This is a genomic window from Rhizobium mulingense (genome assembly GCF_029194105.1).
Classification (GTDB): Bacteria; Pseudomonadota; Alphaproteobacteria; order Rhizobiales; family Rhizobiaceae; genus Rhizobium; species Rhizobium mulingense.
Map to the genome: position 1 here is coordinate 127,349 of NZ_JARFVE010000013.1, position 13,354 is coordinate 140,702.

Sequence of the window (13,354 nt, forward strand, 5' to 3'; positions counted from 1 at the left end):
AAGCGGTTTCCGACAACATCATGCTCTAACTTTTCAATTTATCTGCAATTTCAGGCGCTTGCCGGCGAGCGGCAGGCGCAGCCGGTAGAGCTTCTCGGGCCAGGCCGATCTCAGCCTGGCGTCATTCACCTCGATCTCGTCGATTTCGATTTCGCCGGCGCCGTCGACAGAAATGCTGCCGAGATCGGCGAGATCGATCCTGTTCCCGGTGATAACAGGCGCGAAGCACGTCATCAGCGACAGCACCGCCGGCCGGTCGCCGTCATGGGTATCGACGATCTCGAGATGGCGCCCCCGCAGCAGGGATACCGTGCGCCGATAGCTGCGCAGTTGCGCCTCCCGGGGATAGGCGCCTGAAATTTCGAGGGATATGCGCGCGCGCGTCTCGCCGAATTCGACCTCGACATCCCTTGCGCCGAAGGCTTCGCCGGCGGACTGCATGACGCCTTCGAATGTCGGCAGGTTGTGATAGGCCGACTGCATCGTCCAGATCTCGTAGCGCCGCGGCGAGAAGGTCTTGGCGGTATAGGTCTCGACGCCGACGTCGATCAGGAAAGGGCGACCGTTCTTGTAGAGCGTCACACTGCCGACATCGTTGTGATTGTGGCCCTCGCCATTGTTGCCGCCCTTGACCGCAAGCGAAAACTGCCCGTCACGGGCGACGAACAGGCCGATGCCGGAATAGAAAATATCCTGCGCGGACACGGGATTCGGCTCGACCTCCGGAATTGCCGGCCCGGTCAGCAGCTCCTGCACGCGATTCCAGAGGTTCCATTCCCCCGGCAGATGCGGGCTCTCGGCCGCCGCCCGGTCGGCTGCGGCGAAGGCCGCGAGCATTTCGGAGCCGACCGCCTTGCCGAACAAATATTCCCGCGCGCTGCAGGGTTCGACCACGGCGGAGGAATCCGCGAAGTTGAAATAATGGCGGCCGGCCACATGCATGTGGGCGATATATTCGGCCATGTTGCGGATCTTCGGCTGCCGCCAGACTCCGTCGAACAGCCCAGGCGCGACGCTATCGAGCACGGTCAGCGCGCCGTGCAGGCAGAGAGCGGCGTGGCGGTAATAGACCACGCCTTCCTCGCAGGCGCCGTCCTCGGCATAGTCCTTGAGGAAAGCATCGAGGCTGCCGAGCGCCTTTTCGATAACGGCGCGGCGCGTCGGCTGATCAGTCTTCAGCGAGAAGGTGGTCAACAGGATGTTCTGGGTTATCCAGGCGGTCCAGTTGTTCATCCGCTCGTCGCCGCTGCCCATCCACCAGAAATGCCGGTCGAGATAGGGCGTCAGGATGCGGGCCTCGATCTCGCGCTTCACACGCGCGGCAATCTCCGGGCTGATGCCGTCGAGCGGACCGCGGAACAATGCGACGATCGTTGCCAGAAGGGCTGACGTTTCGGCGGCGAAGAGATCGACGACCGGCTGCGAATTATCGGGCAGCGGCAGACGCGTGTCGCCACGCCCATAGGCATTATGCGCCGGAAGCTGCCAGCCACTTTCCTCCGCGATCAGGAAGATGCCGTCGACGATTCGGGGCAGGAATCGCCCGCTCCCCTCGACGAGTTCAGCCAGCACCAGATCGTTGAGCATCCGCCGCCGCGTGAAATAAAGCTCCTCGAAGCGCGAACGATTGCCGGTGGCCGTGTATTCCCGGTAATCCGAGGCGGTGATCAAAGGCCATGCGCGCGGGAGCGCGACCTCGGCGTCGCGGACGACCACGTCCCGCACGGCCTGCGGCACCGCTTTCCATCTCTCGCGATCAGAGTAGACGGCTCCCGGCGTGAAATCGCCGAGGATGTCCGGCAACGCGCCTGAAATCTCGCTGAACATGTCCCTCCCCGCACTGGAAAAGCATTGACGGGCGTCTGGCCTTCACTCCCACCTATCATATGTTTTCGGTGCTTGCTATAAAATTTGTATGATCTATTCAGAACTTGTTTGACCAATACCGGAGATGTGCTATGTCCTTGGCAGGAGGAAGAACAGGCGGCACCCATCCGCCCGAACGGCTCTGGATTTAGATTAGGGAAACTCAGAAGCCGCCAGCGGAATGCCCGACCAGGAGGAAGCATCGGTGTCCATATCGAATTCGGTCATCGCTAGGGATGACGCCCCGGCAACGCCACGCCGGAAGGTCGCGGCCCTATCCAAGCGCCAGCGCAAGATCCGCAGCGCGCTCGTCGCCTATTCCTTCATCGCGCCGAATTTCCTCGGTTTTGCCGTCTTCACCCTCGGCCCCATCCTCTTCGCCTTCGCGCTCGCCTTCATGCACTGGGACGGCTCGAATGCGATCACATTCGCCGGGCTGGATAATTTCTGGCGGCTGTTCGACGACAAGGCCTTCATCGCGGCCTTCTGGAACACGATCATCTATACGGTCGCCTCGGTGCCGGCGACGCTGCTCTGCGCGCTCGGCCTCGCCGTCCTCCTCAACCAGAAGATCGCGGGGCGCAATTTCTTCCGCACGGCGATGTTCTTCCCCTATGTCGCCTCTCTGGTCGCGGTTGCCGTGGTCTGGAACATGATCTTCAATCCCGAGATGGGACCGGTGAACATGATCCTCTACACGCTCGGCCTCGACCCGAAGAATATGCCGGGATGGGCGGCCGACCGCCACTGGGCGATGGTGACGGTGATCCTCTTCGGCATCTGGAAGAACATGGGCTATTACATGGTCATCTACCTGGCCGGCCTGCAGGGCATCAATTCCGAACTCTACGAGGCCGCCGATCTCGATGGCGCGAATTCCTGGCAGAAATTCATCCATGTCACCGTGCCGCAGCTCGGGCCGACCACTTTCTTCGTCACCGTCATGCTGACGATCCAGTCCTTCAAGGTGTTCGACCAGATCTTCATGATCACCCAAGGCGGCCCTGGCACTTCGACGCTCGTCCTCGTCTACCACATCTATAACGAGGCGTTCATTTCCTGGGATCTCGGCTATTCCAGCATGATTTCGCTGGTGCTGTTCTTCCTCGTGCTCGCGGTCACGGTCTTCCAGTTCCGCCGCCAGAGGGAGGACGAGGCATGAGGATCGCCGGACGTAAGATCACCGTCAAAACAGTCCTCCTCTATGTCATCGTCATCACGGTGACGGTGGTGATGCTGATGCCCTTCGCCTGGATGCTCTCGGCATCGCTGAAGCTCAGCCGCGACGTTTTCGCCTTCCCGATCGAATGGATACCGTCGCAGCCGCAATGGCAGAACTACGTCGACATCTGGACGAAGATCCCGCTTGCGCTCTTCATCTACAACACCTCGAAGCTGACGATCATCGTCACGCTGCTGCAGCTTCTGACATCGAGCTTTGCCGCCTACGCGTTCGCCAAGCTGAACTTCCCTTATAAGAACACGTTGTTCCTCGGCTATATCGCCACCATCGCCATGCCCTGGCAGGTCTATATGGTGCCGCAATTCTTGCTGATGCGCGAATTCGGCCTCAACAACACGCATCTGGCGCTGATCTGCCTGCAGGCCTTCACCGCCTTCGGCGTTTTCCTGATGCGGCAGTTCTACATGTCGATCCCGACCGAACTTTGCGAGGCGGCCCGCATCGACGGCATGAACGAGTACCAGATCTGGGCGCGCATCATGCTGCCGCTGTCGAAGCCGGCGCTCTCGACGCTGACGATCTTCACCTTCGTCAGCACCTGGAACGATTTCCTCGGGCCGATGATCTATCTCACCAAGACCGAGCTGAAGACCGTCCAAATCGGCCTGCGCATGTTCATCTCGCAATATTCGGCCGAATACGGGCTGATCATGGCGGCCTCCGTCGTCGCCCTCGTGCCCGTTCTCATCGTCTTCCTCGCTCTGCAGCGCTTCTTTGTCGAGGGCATCGCCTCGACGGGACTGAAGGGTTAAAGCCATGAATGCCGTTTCAAGAGTCGCCCCGCAGCCGATAACCGACAAGGAAGTGAACGCCGCGCTCGATCTCGCCGTCACGCAGGTCAGGCGCAACCTTCCTCAGTTTACTTACGCTGCGCAGAACCATTCGAGCGTCAACAACTTCTATCCCGCCGTTGCCAACGACCAGTGGACGGCCGGCTTCTGGCCGGGGGAGCTCTGGCTCGCCTTCGAGCATAGCGGCGATCCGGTGTTCCGGCATGCCGCGCAGATCCAGGTCCAGTCCTTCCTGCATCGGATCGTCAACCGTATCGAGACCGATCATCACGACATGGGCTTCCTCTATTCGCCCTCCTGCATCGCCGCCTGGAAAATCGTCGGCGACGAGGACGGCCGCAAAGCCGCGATCCTGGCCGCCGACCAGCTGATCGAGCGCTTTCAGCCGATCGGCCAGTTCATCCAGGCCTGGGGCCGCAAGGGCAGACCGGAAGAATACCGCTACATCATCGACTGCCTGTTGAACCTGCCGCTTCTCTATTGGGCCAGCAGCGAGACGGGCGACCCAAAATACCGCGAGATCGCGCTCACCCATGCCCGCACCACGCTCGCCAATTCGGTGCGGCCGGACGATTCCACCTATCACACCTTCTACATGGACCCGGTCACCGGCGCGCCGGTGCGCGGCGCCACCAAGCAGGGTTACCGGGACGACAGCGCCTGGGCGCGCGGGCAGGCCTGGGGCGTCGCGGGCATGGCGCTCTCCTACCGCTATGAGCGGACCGAGGAATACCGCCAGACCTTCGACCGGCTGCTTGCCTTCTATCTCAACCGGCTGCCGGCCGACATGGTGCCCTATTGGGATCTCGTCTTTTCCGATGGCGACGGCGAGCCGCGCGACAGCTCGTCCGCTTCGATCACCGCCTGCGGCCTGCTTGAGATGGCCGATCTCGTCGATGCCGATACCGCCGATCGCTACCGCATGCTGGCGCGGCGCATGGTGAAGAGCCTCGCCGATCACTATGCGGTCAAGGATCCCGCAGTCTCCAACGGCCTGGTGCTGCACGCCACCTATTCGAAGAAATCGCCCTTCAACACCTGCCGCGGCGAGGGCGTCGATGAGTGCGTCTCCTGGGGAGATTATTATTACATGGAAGCTTTGACGCGCCTTTCGCGCCGCTGGTCTTCCTATTGGTGAGGTCAGGAGAACCCGATGGCCAGCATTTCGCTTAAAGAGCTGAACAAATCCTACGGCGCGCTCACCGTCGTCCACGATATCGATCTTGAGATCGCCGACAAGGAATTCATCATCCTGGTCGGCCCCTCCGGCTGCGGCAAATCGACGACACTCAGGATGATCGCCGGCCTCGAGGAGATCTCCGGCGGCGAACTCCGGATCGGCGGCGACGTCATGAACGACGTCCCCTCCAAGGACCGCGACATCGCCATGGTCTTCCAGAACTATGCGCTCTACCCGCATATGACCGTCTACAAGAACATGGCCTTCGGCCTGCAGCTGCGTAAAGTGTCGCGTGATTTCATCGACAAGCAGGTCCAGGATGCGGCAAAAATCCTCGACATCACCCATCTCCTGAACCGCAAGCCGAAGGCGCTTTCGGGCGGGCAGCGCCAGCGCGTGGCGCTCGGCCGCGCCATGGTGCGCAACCCGGCCGTTTTCCTGCTCGACGAGCCGCTTTCCAATCTCGACGCCAAGTTGCGCGGCACGATGCGCTCAGAAATTTCCAAGCTGCACAAGCGCCTCAACGCCACCTTCATCTACGTCACCCACGACCAGGTGGAAGCCATGACGATGGCCGACCGCATCGTCGTCATGAAGGACGGCCATATCCAGCAGGTCGACACGCCGCAGAACCTCTACGACCGCCCCGTCAACATGTTCGTCGCCGGCTTCATCGGCGCGCCGCAGATGAACATGCTGCCCTCGACCATTCAGCGCCGGGGCGAGCGCTATGTCGCAATCTTCGATGGCCGGGAGCTGCCGCTGCCTGATCATTTCGACAAGAGCAGGATCGCGCCCTATGAGGGCCGCGAACTGGTGCTGGGGATCCGCCCGGAGAATTTCCACGAACTGCCGCCGACCGATATCCCGGCCGAAAATCTGGCGCCAGTTAAGGCAGTGGTCGAGCTTGCCGAACCGATGGGCTCGGAGGTGCATCTGAACATGGTGGCCGGCGGGCGCAATCTCATCGCCCGTGTGTCGCCACGCTTCCGGCCCGATATCGGCGAGGAGGCGACGCTTGTCGCCGACATGAGCAATGCGCAGCTGTTCGACAAGGAAACCGAACGATCGGTTCTCTACTGAGCGCCTGAGGAGACGGCCATGCAGTGGTTGCGGGACATGTGGACAAAGGCGGGGCCGGGCATTCCGAAGGATGCGCCTGCGAAGACCGGCCTTGCCCTGTTCGCCGATATCCTCGCCCGCGAATGGTGGGAGATGGTCAAGCTCAACATCCTGTTCATCCTCACCTCGCTCTTCGTGGTGACGCTGCCGGCAGCACTCGCCGCCATGGCCCGCGTCTCGGTCGCCTTCGCCGAAGATCGCAACACCTATATACTCAGGGACTTCTTGGAAGCATTCCGGCAATATTTCTGGCGAGCCATCGCCTGGGGCCTGGCCTTGGCAGGCGCGCTTGCGATCGGCGTCCATGCGATCGTCACCTATGCCGCCGGCGCGCGGGGCAATTTGATGCTCGCCGCACCCCTGGCGATCGCGCTCGTCGCGACCGCTTTCCTTGCCGTGCTCGCCTGCCATCTCATCGTGTTGATGGTGATGCGTGACCTGCCGGCGCTGCGGCTCCTTCGCCTCGCCGCCCTCGCCTCCGTCGCCCGCCCGCTCCCGGCGCTTGCCGCGCTCGCGGTCAACGCCACGCTGTGGCTGGCGCACATCCTCTTCTATCCGGTTTCCGTGTTCATGCCGGCTACCGTTAATTTTTCACTCGGAATGTTCGCCGTCGCATTCGGCGTCCATCGGGCAGCGGTGTTGGTTCTGGACCTGCCAAAGGCAATGCGGCCGCACCGACGCTTCATAAAATAACTGATCCAGAGACGATCCAAGGAAGGAGAACAGGAATGTATTTGGACAAATTCGGGAGGACGGTGAAACTTGCCGTGGCAGGTTTCACTCTGGCCACGACGACGGCTGGCGCAGCGCTTGCTCAAGACGCCGTGACGCTGAAATGGGCTTTGTGGGACTGGGACAAGACCGCCTATTACAAACCGCTGATCGAGGCCTATCAGGCCAAGCATCCGAATGTGAAGTTCGAGCCGATGGATCTCGGCTCGCAGGACTACCAGCAGATGATTTCGACGCAACTGACCGGCGGGTCGACAGATATCGACATCGTCACCATCAAGGACGTGCCGGGCTATACCAATCTGGTGCGCGCCGGCAACATCGCCGATCTCAGCGGCTTCGTGACGGATCAGAAGATCGATCCGGCGCCCTATGGCGGCCTGATCGAAGAGCTGACCGTCGACGGCAAGATCTATTCTCTGCCGTTCCGCTCCGACTTCTGGATCGTCTATTACAACAAGGACATCTTCGACAAGGCAGGCGTCCCCTACCCCACCAACGACATGACCTGGGCGCAGTTCGACGAGACCGCCGAGAAGCTCGCAGGCGGCATGGGCACCAACAAGACCTACGGCGCACTGCTGCACACCTGGCGTTCGACCGTCCAGCTTCCCGGCATTCTCGACGGAAAACACACGCTGGTCGATGGCGACTACACCTTTCTGAAGCCCTGGTACGAGCGCGCGCTCACCCTGCAGAAGGATGGCGCCATCCCCTCCTATGCCTTCCTGAAGACGTCGAACACGCACTATTCGGCGCTCTTCTTCAACGGCACGATCGGCATGCTGCCGATGGGCACCTGGTTCGTCGGCACCCAGATCGCCAAGGTCAAGTCGGGTGAATCGAAGAGCAAGAACTGGGGCATCGTGAAGTTCCCGCATCCTGATGGTGTGGCCGCCGGCACCACGGCTGCGCAGATCTCGGGGCTCGCAGTCAACGCCAATTCCGCCCACAAGGATGCCGCGCTCGATTTCATCAAGTTCGTCACCGGCCCGGAGGGCGCGGCCGTCATCGCCTCAACCGGCACCTTCCCGGCGCTGAAGACCGCCGATGTCAGCGCAAAGATCGCGTCGACGCCCGGTTTCCCGCAGGATGAGGCCAGCAAGGAAGCGCTGATACCGGCCAAAGCCTATCTGGAAATGGCCGTCAATCCAAACGCCGCCAAGATCGAGGTGGTGCTCAACCGCGCCCATGACGCGATCATGACCGACAATACCTCCGTTGATGACGGGCTGAAGGAAATGACCGAAGGCGTGAAGGCCATCAAGTAGGTCTCGCAAGATACCGGCGGCCGCGGGTCAGCACTGGCCCGCGGCCGAATTTGTTTTACGAAATTCCGAGTTGACGATGATCTATGATCCCAGCAGGGCCAATCCGCTTTCCGGCAATCCCCTGAAGACGCGCGACGATCTGGCAAAGGCCGTCATCGACCTGTTCGAGCCGCTCCTGCCCTATTTCTCCGAAGGCGGCGCACGTGTGCGCCTCGGCGCAGCGGGCGCGATCTTCGACCGGGCGGCGGCGGATCTGGAGGGATTTGCGCGGCCGCTCTGGGGCATCGTTCCTCTTGCCGCCGGCGGCGGCCATTTCCCGCATTGGGATCTCTATCGGCACGGGCTCGCGAACGGCACCAATCCCGACCATCCCGAATATTGGGGTGATCTGGCCGATCGCAACCAGCGGCTGGTCGAGCTTGCCGCCGTTGGCTTTGCGTTGGCGCTGGTGCCCCAACATATCTGGGAGCCGCTTGCTGACAACGAGAAGACGACGGTCTCCGCCTATCTTGTCGCCGCGCGGAACCTTGAATTCATTGACAACAACTGGAAATTCTTCCGCGTCCTCATCGATCTCGGGCTGGAGCGTGTCGGTGTGGCGTTCGACCACAGCAAAACCGTCGCCTATCTCGACGAATTGGAAGCCTTCGATCTCGGGGACGGCTGGTATCGCGACGGACCGGTCAGGCGGGTCGATCACTACATCCCCTTCGCCATGCATTTCTACGGCCTGATCTACGCCGTGCTGGCGCGCGGCGACGGGGCGCGCAAGGACCGCTTCCGCGATCGCGCAAGGACCTTCGCCGCTGATATCCGCCACTGGTTCGGCCCGGATGGCGCCGCCCTTGCCTTCGGCCGCAGCCAGACCTACCGTTTCGCGGCCGGCGGCTTCTGGGGCGCGCTTGCCTTTGCCGGACTCGAGGCGCTGCCCTGGACCGAGATCAAAGGCTATTACATGCGCCATATCCGATGGTGGTCGGCGATGCCGATCGCCGACCGTGACGGCGTACTCTCCATCGGCTACGGCTATCCGAACCTCCTGATGAGCGAGAGCTATAACTCTCCCGGCTCGCCCTATTGGGCGCTGAAATTCTTCCTGCCGCTCGCCCTTCCTCACGATCACCCCTTCTGGGTCGCCGAAGAGGCGCCACAGCCGGAATTCTCAGCGCCGGTGGCTTTGAAGCCGGCCGGCATGGTCGCCATGCATACGCCGGGAAATGTCGTCGTGCTCTCCTCCGGCCAGCAGCACGACAAGATGCGCGGTGCAAACGAGAAATATTCGAAATTCGCCTACTCCACCCGCTATGCCTTCAACATCGAGGCCGACGACCGGAACTTTGCCGCCGCCAGCTTCGACGGCATGCTCGGCCTTTCCGACGATGGGGTCCACTTCCGCATGCGGGAAACCCTCGAAGAAGCGCTGATAGCGGGCGACCGGCTTTATTCTCGCTGGCGTCCCTGGCAGGACGTCAGCATCGAGACCTGGCTCATTCCCGCAAACCCCTGGCACATCCGCATTCACCGCATAAGCACGCCGCGTGCGCTCAGCACCATAGAGGGTGGTTTTGCGATCGAACGCGCCGATTTCAATGCCGATCTATCCGAACAGGCGGAGGGCCGGGCCGTCTGGTACGGACAGACGGATGTCAGCGCCATCGTGGACCTGTCATCCAGTCCGAGGGCCGGCCACGCGATGAGCCCGATCCCCAACACCAACCTCATCCACGCCAAAACCCTGCTCCCGCAATTGCGCGGCGAACTCGGCCCGGGAATCGCCGTGCTGGTCACCGCGGCGATGGCCCTGCCCAGCCGCGAGAACTGGGCGGAGGCGCTGGGCATTCCGCCACCTAGACCGGACATTGACGAGCTGGAGCGGCACTCCCGTGAAACCGGCGTGCGCGTGCCGGCATTCGACCTCCTGTCGTAGCTTAGTTTTGGCAAGACTCAGGCGGCTAACCAGAGGTAGAAAGAGCAGAAAAGCCAGCCGATCTTTAGGTTCAGCCGCAGGGCTATTCGATAAGGTGAGCCTGGCCATTCTGAAGCCGATAAAATCCGGCTTGCGGCACCGGCAGTTCCAGCATTTCCTCTTGGGACAATCCAAGATACACGCCTCGTATCAGCCTCCCCGTCAGGCCGTGGGATATGGCTATCGTCGTGGACCGAAGCTGTGACAACCACTCCTTGACGCGTGCGCAAGCTGCATCGAATGTTTCTCCATCCGGCGATCGAAAGAACCAGTTGAAAGCATTGGCGCCTTCGAGCATGCCCGGATATTCCATGTCGATTTCATAATGGCTCATGCCATCCCAGGACCCGGTCGTTACCTCCATCAATCGTAGTTCATCGCGGCTGGCCACGGGTACATAGCGCGAGATGCGCGCCGCTGTTTCCTTTGCGCGGCCCAACGGGCTGACGTGGACATCGATTTCACCGGAATGCCGCTCAAGTTCCCGGCCGAGAAGTTTGCCAGCCTGATCCGCCTGCCACCGCCCTCTTTCCGTAAGCGGGGAATCCTTTTGTCCTTGAAACCGACCTGCTGCATTCCAGATCGTCTCGCCGTGCCGAAGGAGAAAAATTATCGTCAATCCTCTGAACCCTTATGGGGCGCTACTGAAATTTGGCACTATCTTCGCGACCCGCCCTGCCTAGCCCGTCGCAACGCGCATCTCGTCCGACGTCTCGGCGCCTATCGGAATCCGGAGGGTAACCGTCGTGCCGTTTCCCCGACTGCTCGCCACCTGGATCGTTCCCCCGTGAAGCTCAACTATCTGCTTGACGAGATTAAGGCCGATGCCGGTGCCGGCAATGCCTGTTGAGCTTCTGGCGCGGAAATAACGCTGGAACATCTTCGGGAGGTCGTCGGCATCGATGCCGATGCCCTCGTCGCGCACTGTGATGCAGACGCTTTCTCCTTCCTGCCATCCTGTGACGTGGACGTTTGGAGATTCCGGCGCGTATTTGACGGCATTCGAGAAGAGGTTGCCGAAGACCTGATCGAGCGCGGGGCGATCGCCATAAATGGTCTGAGGAATCCGATCGAGTTCAAGCAGAAAGCGATGGGATCGCCAAATGCTTTCCTGACGCGCGCTGCAGGTTTCGACGATTTCGGCAATTGAGCACGGCTTGGGCACGATGGTGATCCGGCCATGATCCAGCCGCCCGGCAGCAAGAATGCTTTCCATCGGTTCGAGCATACGGGAAACCGAGCTGCGAATCTGGTCGGCCTTTTCGGCAAGGAATCAAAGGCAATCGCCAAGTCCGGGCAGGCCCGTCAACGCACCACCCATTGCAGAGATCATGTGCAGCTCGTCGGACAAGACTACTCCACGTTCGCTCAAGTGGCCGCGACTATAAGTCGTATGAGTTAATAAGCGGCTTACCGCTGGTCGGCATCCCATCGTGGCCTGTTTCATGCTCAGGAATTGGTTAGCGGGTGGCAGCTACCTCTTTAAATTCCAGAAGAATTTAGCGCTCGACGCTCCGGTTGCATAGGCCCATCGATGGGCATGACGGGAACACAGTATCTGCCGGTGCGTTCAGCAAAGCACCGGCTTCAGGAGGTTCCAATGCCAGCCAACGTTGCCACTTCAGCCTCCGATCTCGAACCCCGCAAGGGCAGTCCCAGCCCGCGGCTCGATGAGCATGAATTCAAGCGGCGCTTTCTCAATCAATTTCAGGATCCAGCCTACGGCAAATTGCAGGAAGAGCTTACGCGGCTCGCTTCGGCAGCCTGGGAAGCCTACGCAAATTCGCGAAAAAGCCCGAAGACCCGCAAGGCCGGCCCCGGCTTCGCCGATCCCGATTATGATCTGGCTGAAGACTGGCTGGCGGCCCGCGATGCCATCCGTGACGCGGAAAAGCGGCATGACGATCCGAATGGGCCAACCCGTTTGCTTCTCGTCAACGGCTCGACACGTAGCGAACACACCTGCCCTGGCGAGATTTCGAAGAGCTACCGCATGGTCGATATCGCCAGGGAGGTGCTGGAGCAACAGCGCCATGTGAAGATCGAAATCCTCGATTTGAGCCGGCTCGCCTCGGAATACGGCCGGCAGATCCATCCGTGCAAAGCCTGCTTCTCCACTGCAGCGGCTCTCTGTCATTGGCCCTGTTCCTGTTATCCTAACTATTCGCTCGGACAGATCCATGACTGGATGAACGAGATCTATCCGATGTGGGTCGAGGCGCACGGCATCATGATCGTCACGCCGGTGCATTGGTACCAGGCGCCGTCATCCCTGAAGCTGATGATCGACCGACTTGTCTGTGCCGACGGCGGCAACCCGGATCCGACAAGCACCCACGGAAAAAATGCTGACCAGGCAAAACAGCTAGAGATGGACGGATGGCCCTATACCCGACATTTGGAAGGTCGTCTGTTTTCCGTCGTCGTTCATGGTGATACGGAAGGTTCGGAGGATGTCCGGAGGAACCTCTCGGACTGGCTTAGGTCAATGGATCTTTTACCAGCCGGCCCGCTTGCGGAAATCGACCGCTATATTGGTTACTGGGAACCCTATGCGACAAGCCATGCGGCATACGAGAAAGACCAAGCGATGCAGGAGGAAATCCGCAATGCGGCTCGAACGCTATACGAAGCCGCTGCCGCCAGGCGCCAAGGCCGCCAGATCGCTGCCGGCGCCGGCTTGCGGCAGCCGCGTCAGAAATAGCGACACGAACGGCTCTTGCCGGCCGGACGTTCGCTGGAGCCGCCGGATGAGAACACCTACTGTCCGTTCTCTATATCGCTTAGTAGATCCAGGCCGCTTTGATATTTTTGCTTGTCTTTGCCGGCCTGCTCGGCCTGGCGCAGATTGTCTTCGAGGTCGGCCCGCTTGACAGGCAAAGCGAGCGGGTTTGCTGCCGCACGTCTGACGAATTCCTCGTCAGGCTCATCGGGCCGCCGGGTCAACGCATCGACAGCAGAGATGATCGCCGGCGGGAAGCCTTCCTCTTTCAACCTGTCGAGCGTCCAGCCATTTCCCTTTTCGGCGACGTCGTGAAGGTAGGCGACGGTTCGCGCCTCGTCGCCCGGCACGAGAAGCGCGACCCGTTGACAGTGCTCGAAGAAGGGCCGGCCGGTTTTGTCCGTCTGGCCGTCATGTGCCTCCATGGCGATCTGCGTGGCGTGGTCGAGATGCTGCATGAC

12 protein-coding genes are annotated in these 13,354 nt (G+C 60.9%); 8 read left to right on the forward strand and 4 right to left on the reverse strand.

The window, feature by feature from the left end; all coding sequences use genetic code 11:
• Positions 1–33: 33 nt before the first annotated feature.
• A complete protein-coding gene (locus tag PYR71_RS25265; RefSeq protein ID WP_275621320.1) occupies positions 34–1,827 on the reverse strand; it encodes a heparinase II/III domain-containing protein in 1,794 nt (597 codons plus the stop codon).
• Between the two features lie 220 nt (positions 1,828–2,047).
• Between PYR71_RS25265 and PYR71_RS25270 the strand changes: the two genes are divergently transcribed.
• From PYR71_RS25270 to PYR71_RS25300, 7 genes are all read left to right on the forward strand, one after another.
• Complete coding sequence (locus PYR71_RS25270) at positions 2,048–3,028, forward strand: carbohydrate ABC transporter permease (RefSeq protein WP_275621321.1); 981 nt, start codon at positions 2,048–2,050, stop codon at positions 3,026–3,028.
• Entirely contained in the window at positions 3,025–3,861 is an 837-nt protein-coding gene (locus PYR71_RS25275; RefSeq protein ID WP_064685982.1) for a carbohydrate ABC transporter permease, read from the forward strand. Before PYR71_RS25270 ends, PYR71_RS25275 begins: the two co-directional genes overlap by 4 nt.
• Positions 3,862–3,865: 4 nt before the next feature.
• Entirely contained in the window at positions 3,866–5,038 is a 1,173-nt protein-coding gene (locus PYR71_RS25280; RefSeq protein ID WP_275621322.1) for a glycoside hydrolase family 88 protein, read from the forward strand.
• 15 nt (positions 5,039–5,053) lie between these two features.
• On the forward strand, positions 5,054–6,163 hold the full coding sequence (locus tag PYR71_RS25285; protein WP_275621323.1) for an ABC transporter ATP-binding protein: 1,110 nt from the start codon (positions 5,054–5,056) through the stop codon (positions 6,161–6,163).
• Between the two features lie 18 nt (positions 6,164–6,181).
• The gene (locus tag PYR71_RS25290; protein WP_275621324.1) at positions 6,182–6,895 is read left to right on the forward strand and encodes a YesL family protein; all 714 of its coding nucleotides are present in this window, start codon (positions 6,182–6,184) and stop codon (positions 6,893–6,895) included.
• 35 nt (positions 6,896–6,930) lie between these two features.
• Positions 6,931–8,205, forward strand: a complete 1,275-nt coding sequence (locus PYR71_RS25295) for an ABC transporter substrate-binding protein (RefSeq protein WP_275621325.1) — start codon at positions 6,931–6,933, stop codon at positions 8,203–8,205.
• A 76-nt stretch (positions 8,206–8,281) separates the two neighbouring features.
• Entirely contained in the window at positions 8,282–10,132 is a 1,851-nt protein-coding gene (locus PYR71_RS25300) for a DUF2264 domain-containing protein (protein ID WP_275621326.1), read from the forward strand.
• Between the two features lie 82 nt (positions 10,133–10,214).
• Here the strand turns inward: PYR71_RS25300 and PYR71_RS25305 are convergent, their stop codons facing one another.
• Together PYR71_RS25305 and PYR71_RS25310 are read right to left on the reverse strand one after the other, a co-directional pair.
• Positions 10,215–10,790, reverse strand: a complete 576-nt coding sequence (locus tag PYR71_RS25305; RefSeq protein WP_275621327.1) for a histidine phosphatase family protein — start codon at positions 10,788–10,790, stop codon at positions 10,215–10,217.
• Between the two features lie 60 nt (positions 10,791–10,850).
• Positions 10,851–11,399 carry a sensor histidine kinase gene (locus tag PYR71_RS25310; RefSeq protein ID WP_275621328.1) on the reverse strand — a complete coding sequence of 183 codons (549 nt, stop codon included), beginning with the start codon at positions 11,397–11,399 and terminating at the stop codon, positions 10,851–10,853.
• Positions 11,400–11,771: 372 nt separating this feature from the next.
• Between PYR71_RS25310 and PYR71_RS25315 the strand changes: the two genes are divergently transcribed.
• Entirely contained in the window at positions 11,772–12,875 is a 1,104-nt protein-coding gene (locus tag PYR71_RS25315) for a flavodoxin family protein (protein ID WP_275621329.1), read from the forward strand.
• A 56-nt stretch (positions 12,876–12,931) separates the two neighbouring features.
• Here PYR71_RS25315 and PYR71_RS25320 read toward each other — a convergent pair whose 3' ends face one another.
• Positions 12,932–13,351: a metal-dependent phosphohydrolase gene (locus PYR71_RS25320; RefSeq protein ID WP_275621330.1), complete on the reverse strand. Its 420-nt coding sequence runs from the start codon at positions 13,349–13,351 to the stop codon at positions 12,932–12,934.
• Between the last annotated feature and the right edge of the window lie 3 nt (positions 13,352–13,354).